Consider the following 13,708-nt stretch of genomic DNA (forward strand, 5'->3'; position numbering starts at 1 on the left):
GGCCAAGGCCGTCTTGCGCTTTGCGCGCCGTTGCGCGCCCGCCGCCGTTTGCCTATCATGGGATGCGCTAAACCGAACGGATCGAAAGGTGCACGTCCATGTCCAAGAAATACGTCGTCGCGCTCGACCAGGGAACCACGTCGTCGCGCGCTATCCTGTTCGATCGGGCGGGCAGGCTCGTCGATATGGTGCAGCATCCCTTCGAGCAGCTGTACCCCGAGCCCGGTTGGGTCGAGCACAACCCCCAGGATATCCTGTCGTCGCAGCTCGCGGCTTTGACCGAGCTGCTCGTTTCACGCGATGTCGGCCCCGCCCAAATCGACAGCATCGGCATCACGAATCAGCGCGAGACAACGGTGGTGTGGGATCGCGAAACGGGCGCGCCGGTGTCGAACGCGATCGTATGGCAGTGCCGCCGCACCGCGCCCATAATCGAAAAGCTCTGCTCGGCGCCCGAAGTGTCGTCGCGCATTACAGCTAAGACGGGGCTTCTTCCCGATGCGTACTTCTCAGCGAGCAAGATCAAGTGGATCCTCGACAACACGCCCGGCGCCCGCGAGGCGGCCCGTGCGGGCAGGCTCGCGTTCGGCACGGTCGACAGCTGGCTTGTCTGGTCGCTTACCTACGGCAAGGTGCACGCCACCGACGTCACCAACGCGAGCCGTACCATGCTCTACGATATCCACGAGAACCGATGGGATCCGTGGCTGCTCGATCTGTTCGACATACCCGCATCGATGCTGCCCGAGGTGAGGCCCTCGTCGTCGTACTTCGGCGAAACGGCCCATCCCGGCGTGTTCGGAGGCATCCCGCTTGCAGGCGTCGCGGGAGATCAGCAGGCCGCCCTCTTCGGGCAGTGCTGCTATGCGGAAGGCGAGGCTAAGAACACCTACGGTACCGGGTGCTTTCTGCTCATGCACACGGGGGCCGAAGCGTGCTCGTCGTCGAACAACCTCGTGACCACCATCGCCGCCTCGGCGCCCGATGTCGGGCATACTGAATACGCGCTCGAGGGCAGCGTGTTCGTCGCGGGAGCGCTCGTCCAGTGGCTGCGAGACGAGCTCGGATTGATCGATTCCGCCGAAGAGACCGAAACGCTTGCCCGCTCCGTTGCCGATACGGGCGGCGTGTACGTGGTGCCCGCATTCACCGGACTCGGCGCCCCGTACTGGGATGCGGAAGCGCGCGGGGCGATCTACGGGCTGACGCGGGGCACGTCGCGGGCCCATGTGGTGCGTGCGGCCCTCGAATCGCTCGCCTTCCAGGTGCACGACCTCGTTCACGCCATGGAGGCCGACGCGGGCAAGCGCATGCGCGTCCTCAACGTCGACGGGGGAGCGTCGGCGAACGATTTTCTCATGCAGTTCCAATCCGACCTCTTGCAGACGCCGCTTGCCCGCCCGCAGAATACGGAGACGACGGCGCTGGGCGCCGCGTATTTGGCGGGATTGCGCACCGGGTTCTGGAAGAACACCGGCGAGCTGTGCGACAGGCGGGCGGGCGACACGACGTTCGAGCCCGACATGCCCGATCAGGTGCGCGATGCCCTGCTTGCGGGCTGGCATAAGGCGATCGGCAGAACGCGGACGGCGTAGCGATGCGCGCAGCCGAGCGAAACGGGCAACCACGGGCGATGAAAGGTTTACGATGAGGATTTCGATAGCAAGCGACCATGCGGGATTCGAGCAGAAGCAGCAGCTGGTCGATTATCTCGTGTCCCGGGGGCACGATGTTGCCGACCGCGGCCCCGATAGCGACGATCGCGTCGATTATCCCGATTACGCGGTGCTCGTCGCGGGCGATGTGGCCGAAGGACGCGCCGATAGGGGCGTGCTCGTATGCGGCACCGGCATCGGCATGGCCATGGCGGCCGACAAGGTTGCCGGCGTTCGCGCAGCAAACATTGTGACCCCCGAGTTCGCCGCCCTGTGCCGCGAGCACAACGACGCCAACGTGATCGCGCTGTCCGGCAGATTCGTCGAGCTTTCCGAGAACGAGAAGATTCTCGATGCGTTTCTCGAAACCGCGTTCGGCGAGGGCCGTCATGCGGGCCGTGTCGAGAAGATCATGGCCCTCGACGAGTGCTAGCCGAGCGTCTTTCTGAGCGGGGTCGTCGACCGAACGCCTTCCTTGCGCCGCCGTTCGCCGACGGGCGCAAAATGGTATAAAGGTAGGAACATAAATTTTCTACTTCGTCGCTCCCTTGTATACAACATCTTGTATACTGGCAAGGTGTACGTGTACGGTATTTGAGGAGGGACATTGGAAACTGCAAGGAAATCACTGACCAAGTGGGCGCTGCTCGTGCTCACCGCCGCTTTGGCGGCGACGATGCTCGCAGGGCTTACGGCGTGCGGTGGAGAATCGGCCGAAGACGTCATTCGCAAGGGCGTGACCGAAGAGCTCGAGAGCATCAAGAACCTCGACCAGGCAGCGCTCGATGAGATCATGGCGGGCGCAGGTGCCGCCGATGCCGGTCTTGACGAGTACGGCATCGACATGGAGGAGTTCTGCCGCACCTGGCTTACGGGCTTCGACTATTCGGTCGACAACGTGACGGTCGACGGCGAGAAAGCCACCGTGACGGTAACGATCACCTGCAAGTCGCTCATGGAGGGCGTCAACATCTTCATGGACAAGGTGACCGCGCTTACCGAGGATCCCGAGGCGATGAGCCAGTCGATGGACGAGCTCAACCAGCAGATGGGCACGATGCTCATGGAGGCGATCGGCGAGGCTCCGGCCGAGACCAACACAGTCGACCTTCCCTATGTGCTCAACGGTAACACCTGGGAGCCCGGCGCGGGCTTCGACACCGCGCTCGGCCAGGCGTTTGCCGGCGGTGCGATGTAGCGTTGATCGCGCCGTCGCGTCGCGACGGCGCATCCCGATGCGTTTTGTCGCATTGCGAGGGCCGATCCGCCAAGCGGATCGGCCCTTTTTCGTGCGTTGGCTGCGGCAGATGCGCACGTTGTGCTAGCATGGGAAAAATCATTTACCGGGTATGCTGAAAGGGGTATGCGCCATGCCGCTGCATTACGTTTCAAAGGAAGATCCACAGGTTGCCGATGCCATATCGCAGGAGCTGGCACGCCAACGCGGCAGCGTGGAGCTGATCGCATCGGAGAACTTCACTTCGCCGGCGGTTATGGAGGCGGTCGGCAGCGTGCTTACCAACAAATACGCCGAGGGCTATCCCGGCAAGCGCTACTACGGCGGCTGCGAGAAGGTCGACATCGTCGAGGACATCGCCCGCGAACGCGCCTGCGAGCTCTACGGCGCCGGATTCGCCAACGTTCAGCCCCACTCGGGTGCCAACGCGAACTTCGGGGCGTACACGGCTCTTATCGAGCTCGGCGATACCGTGCTCGGCATGAGCCTCGATCAGGGCGGGCATCTCACGCACGGCTCCCCGGTCAACTTCTCGGGCGAGTTCTACAACTTCGCGGCGTACGGCCTCGATCCCGAGACCGAGACGATCGATTACGACGACGTGCTCCGCATCGCCAAGGAGGTGCGCCCCAAGCTCATCGTGGGCGGCGCGTCGGCCTATCCGCGCACGATCGACTTCGAGCGCATGGCGGCCATCGCCAAGGAGGTCGACGCCTACTTCATGGTCGACATGGCGCATATCGCCGGCCTTGTGGCCACAGGTGCCCACCCGAGCCCGGTGCCCTACGCCGACATCGTCACTTCGACGAGCCACAAGACGCTGCGCGGACCGCGCGGCGGCTTCATCCTCGCCAACGACGAGGACATCGCCAAGAAGATCGACAAGGCGGTGTTCCCCGGGGCGCAGGGCGGTCCGCTCATGCACGTTATCGCCGGCAAGGCGGTTGCGTTCGGCGAAGCGCTGAGGCCCGAATACGCGACCTACATCGAGCATGTGGTGGAAAACGCCAAGCGCCTCGGCGAAGGTATGATCGACGGGGGATTGCGCCTCGTATCGGGAGGCACCGACAACCATCTGTGCCTCGTGGACCTCACGCCCGCCGACGTGACGGGCAAGGACGCCGAGAAGCTCCTTGAGACGGTCGGCCTCACGGTGAACAAGAACTCCATCCCCAACGAGCCCCGCTCCCCGTTTGTGACGAGTGGCATCCGCGTCGGTTCGGCCGCCGCTACCACCCGCGGCTTCACGGCGGAGGACTTCTATCAGGTGGGCCAGCTCATCGCGACGACGGTATTCCACGCCGAAGACGACGCGATGCTCGCCGACGTGCGAGCAAAGGTCGACGCGATGCTCGACGCTCATCCGCTCTATCCCGAATACACCTGCGCATAAACGTTTCGGGACCGGCCGCGAAGCGTTTATGCCCGCGACCGGCCCCGAAACTTGCACCGATCCGTACATCCGACTCGACGAAAGGGTTTTTCAGCATGGCTACCGAATACGAACGCGTGACGCTTGTCGATCATCCGATGGTGCAGCACAAGCTCTCCATCCTGCGCGACAGGGACACCTCGTCGAAGAAGTTCCGCGAACTGGTCAAGGAACTCGCGTTGTTCGAGGGCTATGAGGCGACGCGCAACCTGCCGCTCGCCGACGTCGAGGTCGAAACGCCGCTGTGTAAGACGACGTGCAAGAAAGTCAGCGGAAAGAAGCTCGCCATCGTGCCGATCCTGCGTGCGGGCCTCGGTATGGTCGAAGGCGTTCAAGAACTCATGCCTGCCGCCCGCGTAGGCCATTTGGGCATGTACCGCAACGAGGAGACGCACGAACCGGTCGAATACTACGCGAAGCTTCCCGAGGACATCGCCGATCGCGAGGTCATCGTCGTCGATCCGATGCTCGCCACCGGCGGTTCGGCAACGGCCGCCATTGGATATCTGCGCAAGAGGGGCGTTTCGGGCACGATCAAGCTCATGGTCATCGTGGCGGCGCCGGTCGGCATCGAGACCGTTCTCGCTGCAGACGACGATGTGCAGATATTCACCTGCGCTATCGACGAGTGCCTCAACGATGCGGCCTACATCGTTCCAGGGCTCGGCGACGCGGGCGACCGTATTTTCGGAACCAAGTAAGGGGATCGTATGAGTTACGACGACCGTCCATCCTGGGACGAGTACTTCATGAAGCTCGCAACCGAGGTTGCGACCCGCACGACGTGCATGCGTCGCGGGGTGGGGGCCGTTATCGTCAAGGACCGCCGCATTCTTGCAACCGGTTACAACGGGGTGCCCACGGGTCTGCGCCACTGTGCGGAGACGGGCTGTTTGCGCGCCGAGCTCGGTGTTCCGAGCGGCCAGCGCCACGAGATATGCCGCGGCTTGCACGCCGAGCAGAACGCCATCATCCAGGCAGCGCGCTACGGCATCAACATTACGGGCGCGTCGATCTACATCACCACGCAGCCGTGTGTCGTATGCGCGAAGATGCTCATCAACGCGGGCATCGAAGAGGTCGTGTACCAAAACCCGTATCCCGACGAGCTTGCCATGTCGATGCTCGAAGAGGCCGGCATGCAGATACGCGTTTTCGAGGAATAGGGATTGCGCGTCGCGACGCCGTCCGCGGCGCGCAAACTTGTGAATAGGGGTTTTCGAGCCGGGCGGGCAGCCGCGCCGAAGCCGTCGGCGAACGGTTGCCCCGGCTCGTTTCCGCACATCGGAGCCTTACTTGCACGGCTTTATACAGTTTTTCTGATCAATCGGCTCCATTTACCAAGTTTTTTCTTCATTTTCGCCGCTTTCTCGCGGAAGGTTGTTGAAGTTCCGTTACCATACTGATGGTTTTGTATGACTAGTACACGTTTCTGGATAGAAAGCAGAACATGATACTTCCGATTGTGCTCGGAGCGGCTTGCGGGGTTCTCGGGTTCGCCCCCTTGATAGTGGGATTAAGGCTTGCTCGGAAAGCTACGCCGACCAGCAATCTCGGTCATGCGGGCGCTCTGCTCCTAGGGGTGTTCGGATCGTTCGTGCTTCTTGCGGGAACGCTTATCGTCTGCATCGTGGTAGCTCGCGATGCGGTTTTGCCGTTTACGCTCGCCGAGGTCGTTGCTTTGATCGTCTCGGCTGTCGTGTACGGCGCGAGCAAACTGGTTAAGAAGTAAACAAGGAAAGGGTTGATACGTGGACGCTCTTGCAGAACTCTCAAAAGGGGCCGATCACCTCGTGCATTCGTTCGATTCGGCGTACATCGTCGGATCGGGTGCATTCGGACTTACTCAGTACACCTTTTGGATGATCATCTGTCTCATTCTCACGGTTGTCGTGGTTTTGGTGGCCTCGAAGCGGCTCACGCTCGTCCCCAACAACAAGTTCGTCAACATGGTCGAGTACGGCTATCAGTTCGTGCGCAAGGATATGGGCGAAGACCCGATCGGGCATGGCTACAAGAAGCACATCCCGTTTCTGGCGACGCTGTTCTTCTTCATTCTCATCAGCAACTTCGTCGGTCTTATCCCCGGCTGCAAGACGCCGACCGGTTCGATCAGCGTCACGTGGGCGCTCGCCATCATCTCGTTCGTGTACTTTAACTATTGGGGCATCAAGACCAAGGGTGGCTTGGGCTACCTCAAGTCGTTCGCCCCTTCGGGCTTGCCCGTGGTCATGGTGCCGGTCGTATGGTTCCTCGAGCTCTTCTCGACGATCCTGCGCGCACTCACGCTCGCCGTTCGACTTTACGGCAACATGTTCGCCGGCCACATGGTTCTCGGCATCTTCGGACTTGCTACGAGCGTTTTCATCACGGCGGCTATCCAGAACGCCGATTTCGTCATGGCGCTTCCGGCTATCGGCTGGATCGCGTTTTTGCTGTGCATGTACGCCCTCGAGGTGCTCGTTGCCTTCTTGCAGGCATACGTGTTCACCATCTTGAGCGCCGTGTACATCGGTCTGGCTACGTCGGACCACTAAAATTGGGTTTCGCCGGCGCTTCCACTGCCGGTCGAAGATATGTTGCTAAGTGTTTTTGAGAGCAGACTCAAAAACGGTTAAAGGAGGAAATTGTGGAAATTACACTTGGACTTGCGGCCTTGAAACTCGTGGGCTACGGCCTCGCAACGTTCGGCCCCGGCCTGGGCATCGGCATTGCCTGCTATGGTTGCTGCATGGCTACCGCGCGCCAGCCCGAACTGCAGGGACGTCTGTTCACGAACTTCATCATCGGCGCAGCCCTCGCTGAGGCCCTCGGCCTGATCGGCTTCGTTCTCGCGTTCATCGTCTAACTTCTGGCCTTTATTCGGAAATCTAGCCGTACAAAAGGCTTTAAGGAGGAAAGCAAGTGAAAGCAGGAGCGAAAAAAGCAATAGCTCGCACGGGTGTGGCAACACTCGCTGTCAGCGGCATGTCTGTTGCTTTTCCCGCACTCGCGTTCGCGGCTGAGGAAGAGTCCGGCGGCATTTCGGCGATTCTGCCCAATATGGCAGAGTTCGTCCCCATGCTCGTCTGCTTCATCATCCTGTGCGTAGTGCTGGGTAAGCTCGGCTGGCCGGCTTTCGCCGCAATGCTCGATAAGCGTGAGAAGACCATCAAGGATTCTCTTGAGAAGTCCGAAGCCGCTCGCATCGAGAGCGAGCGCGTGCTCGAAGAGTACAAGCAGCAGCTCGCCGAGGCGAAAACGCAGGCAGCCCAGATTGTTGCCGACGCCAAGAAGACCGGTGAATCGGTGAAAGCCGACATCACGGTCAAGGCGCAAGAAGAGGCGGGCGACATGATCGCGAAGGCGAAGGCCGCCATCGAGGCGGAGAAGAAAGCCGCCATCGCAGAGCTTCAGGGCTCGGTCGCCGACACTTCGATCGCCGTCGCGTCGCGTTTGATCGGAAACGATCTCAACGACGACGAGCATCGTGCGATCGTCGAGCGCTATGTGAACGAGGCAGGTAGTTTCAATGCCAACTAATCGTCTTGTCATCAAGGAAGAAGTAGCCACCTACGCGAGCGTCCTTCTCGACGCCGCGGCGGAGGCCGGTGGACAGGACGCCGTGCTCGAGGTGCGCGACCAGGCTGAACAGATCGTCGGCTTTATGCGTTCGAACATGGATCTTTCCAACGCTCTGGAAGATACGAGCTATACGGCCGAGCAGCGTGAACGTATCGCACGGGGCGTGTTTGCCCCTTACGATCCGGTGCTGGTCGACGTACTGGCCGTTATGGCGGAGCGCGGGGATATCGCGTTGTTCTCTCGGGTTCTTCGGAGCTACGAGGAGCAGATCGAAGGCAAGCTGAACATCGCTGTAGTGGACGTCACGACCGTGGTGCCCCTCGACGACAGCTTGCGCGAGGTCATAAAGAAAAAAGCCGAAGCCGATCTGGGCAGCGAGGTCGTGTTGCGCGAGCATATCGACAAGTCCATTTTGGGCGGCATTATCATGAGTGCAAACGGCAAGCGAATCGACGCAAGCGTCCTGTCGCAGCTCGAAAGCGCTCGCAGCGTGCTAAAACTATCAACAGATGGAGGTGAATGCTAGTGACTGAAATCACCGCAAAGTCTATTGACGAGGCACTGCGCAAGCAACTCGATGCCCTCAATACCAGTGTCGAATCGCGCGAGGTCGGAACCGTCATCCAAGTGGGCGACGGTATCGCACGTGTCGACGGGTTGAAGGACGCTATGGCAGGCGAGCTCCTCGAGTTCGTGGGCCAAAGCGGCCAGGTCGTCTACGGCTTGGCTCAGAACCTCGAAGAGGACGAAGTCGGCGCCGTGCTCCTCGGTGACGTCACCGCAATCAAGGAAAACGATCAGGTCAAGACGACCGGTCGTATCGTGGAAGTACCCTCCGGCAAGGCCATGCTCGGCCGTGTCGTGAACCCGCTCGGTATGCCCATCGACGGCAAGGGACCGATCAAGGCCGACGGCATGCGCCCGGTCGAGTTCAAGGCCCCCGGCGTTATTTCGCGTCAGCCCGTGCATGAGCCCATGCAGACCGGTATCCTCGCTATCGACTCGATGATTCCGATCGGCCGCGGACAGCGCGAGCTCATCATCGGCGACCGTCAGACCGGTAAGACCGCCATTGCGGTTGATGCGATCATCAACCAAAAGGGCAACGACATGATCTGCATTTACGTCGCCATCGGTCAGAAGGCGTCCACCGTTGCGGGCATCGTCGAGACCCTTGAGCGCTACGGTGCCATGGACAACACGATCATCGTGAGCGCCTCGGCGTCCGATTCCGCTCCGCTGCAGTACATCGCGCCTATGGCCGGTGCTGCGATGGGCGAGTACTTCATGTACAACGGCGATGACGGCAAGCCCGCGACCGCCGAGAATCCCGGTCGTCACGTGCTCGTGATCTACGACGACCTGTCGAAGCAGGCTGTGGCCTACCGTCAGATGTCGCTGACCCTGCGCCGTCCTCCGGGACGCGAGGCTTATCCGGGCGACATCTTCTACCTGCATTCGCGCTTGCTCGAGCGTGCGGTCAAGATGTCCGAGGAGAACGGCTCCGGCTCGATGACGGCTCTGCCGATCATCGAAACCCAGGCGGGCGACGTTTCGGCGTACATTCCCACCAACGTGATCTCGATCACCGACGGCCAGATCTTCCTCGTGACCGACCTGTTCTACCAGGGTCAGCGCCCGGCAGTCGACGTCGGCATCTCGGTATCCCGCGTTGGCGGCTCCGCGCAGATCAAGGCCATGAAGCAGGTTGCCGGATCGCTGCGTCTCGACCTCGCGTCCTATCGCGAACTCCAGGCGTTCACCCAGTTCGGCAGCGATCTCGACAAGGCTACGCAGGATCAGCTGAACCGCGGCGCCCGCATGACCGAGCTGTTGAAGCAGGGTCGATACAACCCGATGCCGGTCGAGGAGCAGGCTGTGTCGATCTACGCAGGCAGCCACGGCTTCTTGGACGATATCCCGGTCGAGGACGTGGTCCGCTTCCGCGGCGAACTCCTCGAGTACCTGCGCGCTTCGCATGCTGAGATCTTTGCGAACATCGTGAAGGAGAAGAAGTTCACCGATGCGATCGAGTCTGACTTGAACGGTGCCATCGAGGCGTTCAAGAACCAGTTCTCGCCCTCTGCTTCGGCGTAAGGCAGGTAGATTATGCCCAACCTTCACGACATAGAAAGACGAATCAAATCCGTCTCTTCGACGAAGCAGATCACGCGCACCATGGAAATGGTTGCGGCTGCCAAGATTCGCCGTGCCACCGAGCGCGTCGAAGCGGCTACGCCGTACTCCACGTCCATGGTCGAGATTCTCGCGAACGTCGCCGAGCGTGTAGGCGGCTCTGAAAACGCACTGCTGCAAAAGCATGACGAAGTAAAGAACGTGCTTGTTGTGGTTGTCGTGTCGGACCGAGGTCTTGCAGGCGGGTTCAACAGCAACGTGCTGCGCCACGTCGAGCGCCTCATGAAGGAAAAAACAGCCGCAGGCGCGCAGGTTCACATTGCCGCCTGCGGTAAGAAGGCCATCGGTTATTTCAGCTACCGCAAGATCAAGCCGGTGCTGGAGTTCAAGGACCTTTCTGCCGACCCGACGGTCGAAGAGGCCACTGCATTGGCGACCTACGCCATCGCAGGGTATAAAGAGGGAAGCCTCGATGAGGTTGTCGTCGTTTATAACCATGCGAAGAATGCGGCCGAACAAACGCTCCGCGAGGAGCTGGTGTTGCCGGTCGACACCGCGTCTCTGATCGAAGAGATGGCGGATGCCGCAGCTGAGCCTGCGGCGACCAGTTCGAAGGACGAGCCCGCGCTATCGGGCGACGTCGTGTTCGAACCCGATGCGGCCGCTGTGCTCGATAAGCTGCTTCCTGCTTACGTGCGCACGACGCTGTACCACGCGCTGATCGATTCGGCTGCCGGCGAGCAGGGTGCCCGCCGTACGGCCATGAAGTCGGCAACCGATAATGCTAACGAAATGGTCGATTCGCTGACCAGATTGTACAACCGTGTTCGCCAGGGCGCCATCACCACCGAAATCTCGGAGATCGTTGGCGGCGCCGCGGCATTGGAGGATTAAATGGCTGAAACAATGAATAATGCATCGGCCAAACAGGGAGCGGTGGGGCGCATCGTCCGCATCGTCGGCCCTGTCGTTGACGTTGAGTTTCCGCCGGATGCGATGCCGGCGATCTACAACGCCCTGACCGTGCATGCACAGACCCCCATCGGGGAAGTGGACACTGTACTCGAGGTGCAGACGCACCTTCCCGGCGACCTCGTTCGCGCGGTCGCCATGTCGTCGACCGACGGTTTGATCCGCGGTGTCGAGGCTGTCGACACCGGCAGTCCGATCATGATGCCGGTCGGCCCCAACACCCTGGGTCGTATCTGGAACGTCATCGGCCAACCCGTTGACGGCAAGCCCATGCCCGAAATCGCCGAGTGGATGCCGATCCACCATCCGGCTCCCGATTACGATACGCTGACGACCACCACTGAGATCTTCGAGACCGGCATCAAGGTCATCGACCTCATCGAGCCGTTCGTCAAGGGCGGCAAGACCGGCCTCTTCGGCGGCGCAGGCGTCGGCAAGACCGTTATCATCCAGGAACTCATCAACAACCTCGCCCAAGAACACGGCGGCACTTCGGTGTTCACCGGCGTAGGCGAGCGTACCCGCGAGGGTACCGACCTGTACCTCGAGATGAGCGAGTCGGGTGTTATCGACAAGACCTGCCTCGTGTACGGTCAGATGAACGAGCCTCCGGGAGCCCGTCTTCGCGTGGGCCTCGCCGGCCTCACCGAAGCGGAGTATTTCCGCGATCAGGGCCAGGACGTGCTGTTGTTCATCGACAACATCTTCCGCTTCACCCAGGCGGGTTCCGAGGTATCGGCCCTTCTCGGCCGTATGCCCTCCGCTGTTGGCTATCAGCCCACACTCGCTACCGAGATGGGCGACCTGCAGGAGCGCATTACCTCGACCGAGACCGGTTCGATCACGTCGGTGCAGGCAGTGTACGTACCTGCTGACGACTTGACCGACCCCGCTCCGGCAACGACCTTCGCCCACCTCGACGCGAAAACGGTTCTTTCCCGTGCCATCGCCGAGCTCGGCATCTACCCGGCCGTCGATCCGCTGGAGTCCACCTCCCGCGCGCTCGATCCGGAGGTCGTCGGCGAAGAGCACTACCGTGTGGCCGTCGGCGTTCAGGAGATCCTGCAGAACTACAAGGACCTTCAGGACATCATCGCGATCCTCGGTATGGACGAGCTTTCCGAGGAGCAGAAGCTCGTCGTGAACCGCGCCCGTAAGATTCAGAAGTACCTGGGCCAGCCGTTCCATGTGGCCGAAGTGTTCACGGGCAACCCGGGCATCTACGTCAAGATGGAAGATACGATCCGCTCGTTCGCCGAGATCCTCGACGGCAAGTGCGACCATATCCCCGAGCAGTGCTTCGTGTACAAAGGCGCCATCGAGGACGTGTACGCTGCCTACGATAAGATGACGAAGGAAGACTAATGGCGAAGTTGATATGCGACATCGTGACTCCTGCGGCTAAGCTTTACTCCGACGAAGCATATATGGTGGTCGTACCCGGCGTCGAAGGCGAAATGGGTTTTCTGCACGGCCACGTGCCGCTGGTTTCGGCGCTCGCGGATGGCGTTGTTCGCATCCAGAGCGACAGGGAAGCCGACAAGCAGCGCTTTGCGCTGCAAGGCGGTTACGTCGAGGTGACCGGCGACAAGGTCATCATCCTTGCCGACCGTGCGCTACCGGTGTCTGATATCGACGCGGCTGCCGCCCGCGCGAAGCTGAGCGAGCTTGAAGCCCAGCTTGCGGCGCTCTCCGAAGAGGAAGCCAGAAGAACTCCGATCAGCTCGGACATTGCATGGTGCAAGGTGCAGATTGCGGCCGTCGAGGCGTAAGGGCCCCAACGGCGCGATCCGCTAGCATTACATCGGTTGAAGGCCCTGGGATCGTCCCAGGGCCTTTTTACGTGCAGGATACGGACGATGCGTCGCTCAGGTGCGCGATTCGCCGATGATCCAGGCTCGGTAGTAGTCGTAGCGCTGGCCGCCGGACGGCTCGGTTGCGCTCAGAAGATAGCTGCCGACAAGGCGAGAAGGCCGAATGCCCTGCCTACGCGCCTCTTCGAACAGCGATGACGCGGTGCTCTCGCTCGCGTCGAGCGATACGCGCAGCAGGCATTCGAGGCACGGACGGTGCGCAGCGTCGGGCGTTTTCTTCCAGAGGGGGGAGGCGTCGGGAAGGTCGGTATCCGCAAGGGCTTCGACTATGGTTTCCGGGTGCGCCGCTTCGATGAGGATGCCGTAGCGCCACGGCTCGCTGACGAGGAGCTGCCAGATCTCGGGCATCCGATAGTCGAGAGCGCGCAGCTGCGTTACGGCAGGGGCGCTGAATCTCGCACCGTGCTCCGCAAGATCCTTGGCGATCGCATTGAGCTCCTGCTGCTTTTCGAGTTGGAGCTTCATGGAATCGAGTTCGGCGATGCGTCGCGCAAGGTCGGTTGCCGTGCGCTCGAGCGTATCGTCGAGCGCTTCGATGGTGAGATCGTGGTACCCTTTGAGCTCTTTTACGGAAACGCCGAGCTTGCGGTAGAAGGCTATCTCGCTTGCGTCGATAAGGCTGTGCAGGGAGTACTGGCGGTAGTCGTTTTCGGGATTGCGCTCTGTCCGCACGAGCCCCTCGCTTTCCCAGTAGCGCAGCGTCGAGGGCGCAACGTCGAGGTAGCGGGCGGCATCCCCTATATCGTAGCGCTTTGCGGGCTCCATGGCATCCTCCTTCGATTTGGAGATTTCGAGAACCCCGGCAGGTTCTCCCTTTACCTTCAAGCAACTTAAAGGT

16 protein-coding genes are annotated in these 13,708 nt (G+C 61.1%); 15 read left to right on the forward strand and 1 reads right to left on the reverse strand.

The annotated features are described in order from the left end of the window. Window positions 1-98: 98 nt before the first annotated feature. The 15 genes from glpK (at window position 99) to atpC (ending at window position 12,768) form a co-directional block, all read left to right on the forward strand. Entirely contained in the window at window positions 99-1,595 is a 1,497-nt protein-coding gene (glpK, locus tag MWL89_RS05515) for a glycerol kinase GlpK (protein WP_102378640.1), read from the forward strand. A 52-nt stretch (window positions 1,596-1,647) separates the two neighbouring features. After that, window positions 1,648-2,088, forward strand: coding sequence for a ribose 5-phosphate isomerase B (gene rpiB, locus MWL89_RS05520; protein ID WP_244412051.1), 441 nt, complete (start codon window positions 1,648-1,650; stop codon window positions 2,086-2,088). Between the two features lie 174 nt (window positions 2,089-2,262). Next, the gene (locus MWL89_RS05525; RefSeq protein WP_244412052.1) at window positions 2,263-2,853 is read left to right on the forward strand and encodes a hypothetical protein; all 591 of its coding nucleotides are present in this window, start codon (window positions 2,263-2,265) and stop codon (window positions 2,851-2,853) included. A 172-nt stretch (window positions 2,854-3,025) separates the two neighbouring features. Beyond that, complete coding sequence (gene glyA / locus MWL89_RS05530; protein WP_341801946.1) at window positions 3,026-4,285, forward strand: serine hydroxymethyltransferase; 1,260 nt, start codon at window positions 3,026-3,028, stop codon at window positions 4,283-4,285. Window positions 4,286-4,380: 95 nt separating this feature from the next. Next, entirely contained in the window at window positions 4,381-5,025 is a 645-nt protein-coding gene (gene upp, locus MWL89_RS05535; RefSeq protein ID WP_102378635.1) for a uracil phosphoribosyltransferase, read from the forward strand. A 9-nt stretch (window positions 5,026-5,034) separates the two neighbouring features. Further along, window positions 5,035-5,490 carry a deoxycytidylate deaminase gene (locus tag MWL89_RS05540; protein ID WP_102378634.1) on the forward strand — a complete coding sequence of 152 codons (456 nt, stop codon included), beginning with the start codon at window positions 5,035-5,037 and terminating at the stop codon, window positions 5,488-5,490. A gap of 284 nt (window positions 5,491-5,774) precedes the next feature. Further along, window positions 5,775-6,056, forward strand: coding sequence for a hypothetical protein (locus MWL89_RS05545; RefSeq protein ID WP_102378633.1), 282 nt, complete (start codon window positions 5,775-5,777; stop codon window positions 6,054-6,056). Between the two features lie 19 nt (window positions 6,057-6,075). Then, entirely contained in the window at window positions 6,076-6,861 is a 786-nt protein-coding gene (gene atpB, locus MWL89_RS05550) for a F0F1 ATP synthase subunit A (protein WP_102378632.1), read from the forward strand. A gap of 92 nt (window positions 6,862-6,953) precedes the next feature. Continuing rightward, a complete protein-coding gene (gene atpE / locus MWL89_RS05555; protein ID WP_102375161.1) occupies window positions 6,954-7,172 on the forward strand; it encodes an ATP synthase F0 subunit C in 219 nt (72 codons plus the stop codon). A gap of 56 nt (window positions 7,173-7,228) precedes the next feature. Beyond that, window positions 7,229-7,846, forward strand: coding sequence for a F0F1 ATP synthase subunit B (atpF, locus tag MWL89_RS05560; RefSeq protein ID WP_102378631.1), 618 nt, complete (start codon window positions 7,229-7,231; stop codon window positions 7,844-7,846). Beyond that, window positions 7,836-8,414: an ATP synthase F1 subunit delta gene (gene atpH, locus MWL89_RS05565; RefSeq protein ID WP_102378630.1), complete on the forward strand. Its 579-nt coding sequence runs from the start codon at window positions 7,836-7,838 to the stop codon at window positions 8,412-8,414. Before atpF ends, atpH begins: the two co-directional genes overlap by 11 nt. Next, the gene (gene atpA / locus MWL89_RS05570) at window positions 8,408-9,985 is read left to right on the forward strand and encodes a F0F1 ATP synthase subunit alpha (protein ID WP_180995074.1); all 1,578 of its coding nucleotides are present in this window, start codon (window positions 8,408-8,410) and stop codon (window positions 9,983-9,985) included. The genes atpH and atpA overlap by 7 nt, the downstream gene beginning before the upstream one ends. A gap of 12 nt (window positions 9,986-9,997) precedes the next feature. Next, window positions 9,998-10,918: an ATP synthase F1 subunit gamma gene (gene atpG / locus MWL89_RS05575; protein WP_102378628.1), complete on the forward strand. Its 921-nt coding sequence runs from the start codon at window positions 9,998-10,000 to the stop codon at window positions 10,916-10,918. Continuing rightward, window positions 10,919-12,361, forward strand: coding sequence for a F0F1 ATP synthase subunit beta (atpD, locus tag MWL89_RS05580; protein WP_102378627.1), 1,443 nt, complete (start codon window positions 10,919-10,921; stop codon window positions 12,359-12,361). Beyond that, window positions 12,361-12,768, forward strand: a complete 408-nt coding sequence (gene atpC, locus MWL89_RS05585) for an ATP synthase F1 subunit epsilon (protein ID WP_102378626.1) — start codon at window positions 12,361-12,363, stop codon at window positions 12,766-12,768. The genes atpD and atpC overlap by 1 nt, the downstream gene beginning before the upstream one ends. A 96-nt stretch (window positions 12,769-12,864) precedes the next feature. On the opposite strand, the gene MWL89_RS05590 is transcribed toward atpC, so the two are convergent. Then, window positions 12,865-13,635 carry a MerR family transcriptional regulator gene (locus MWL89_RS05590; RefSeq protein ID WP_244412053.1) on the reverse strand — a complete coding sequence of 257 codons (771 nt, stop codon included), beginning with the start codon at window positions 13,633-13,635 and terminating at the stop codon, window positions 12,865-12,867. Between the last annotated feature and the right edge of the window lie 73 nt (window positions 13,636-13,708).

It is taken from the genome of Raoultibacter timonensis, from assembly GCF_022845715.1.
In the GTDB taxonomy this organism is placed as follows: Bacteria; Actinomycetota; Coriobacteriia; order Coriobacteriales; family Eggerthellaceae; genus Raoultibacter; species Raoultibacter timonensis.

Coding starts and splice junctions, on each gene's coding strand:
- atpC (WP_102378626.1), top strand. CDS start 12,361: ATGGCGAAGTTGATATGCGACATCGTGACTCCTGCGGCTAAGCTTTAC.
- MWL89_RS05545 (WP_102378633.1), top strand. CDS start 5,775: ATGATACTTCCGATTGTGCTCGGAGCGGCTTGCGGGGTTCTCGGGTTC.
- MWL89_RS05590 (WP_244412053.1), bottom strand. CDS start 13,635: ATGGAGCCCGCAAAGCGCTACGATATAGGGGATGCCGCCCGCTACCTC.
- rpiB (WP_244412051.1), top strand. CDS start 1,648: ATGAGGATTTCGATAGCAAGCGACCATGCGGGATTCGAGCAGAAGCAG.
- glpK (WP_102378640.1), top strand. CDS start 99: ATGTCCAAGAAATACGTCGTCGCGCTCGACCAGGGAACCACGTCGTCG.
- atpH (WP_102378630.1), top strand. CDS start 7,836: ATGCCAACTAATCGTCTTGTCATCAAGGAAGAAGTAGCCACCTACGCG.
- glyA (WP_341801946.1), top strand. CDS start 3,026: ATGCCGCTGCATTACGTTTCAAAGGAAGATCCACAGGTTGCCGATGCC.
- MWL89_RS05540 (WP_102378634.1), top strand. CDS start 5,035: ATGAGTTACGACGACCGTCCATCCTGGGACGAGTACTTCATGAAGCTC.
- atpG (WP_102378628.1), top strand. CDS start 9,998: ATGCCCAACCTTCACGACATAGAAAGACGAATCAAATCCGTCTCTTCG.
- atpD (WP_102378627.1), top strand. CDS start 10,919: ATGGCTGAAACAATGAATAATGCATCGGCCAAACAGGGAGCGGTGGGG.
- upp (WP_102378635.1), top strand. CDS start 4,381: ATGGCTACCGAATACGAACGCGTGACGCTTGTCGATCATCCGATGGTG.
- atpA (WP_180995074.1), top strand. CDS start 8,408: ATGCTAGTGACTGAAATCACCGCAAAGTCTATTGACGAGGCACTGCGC.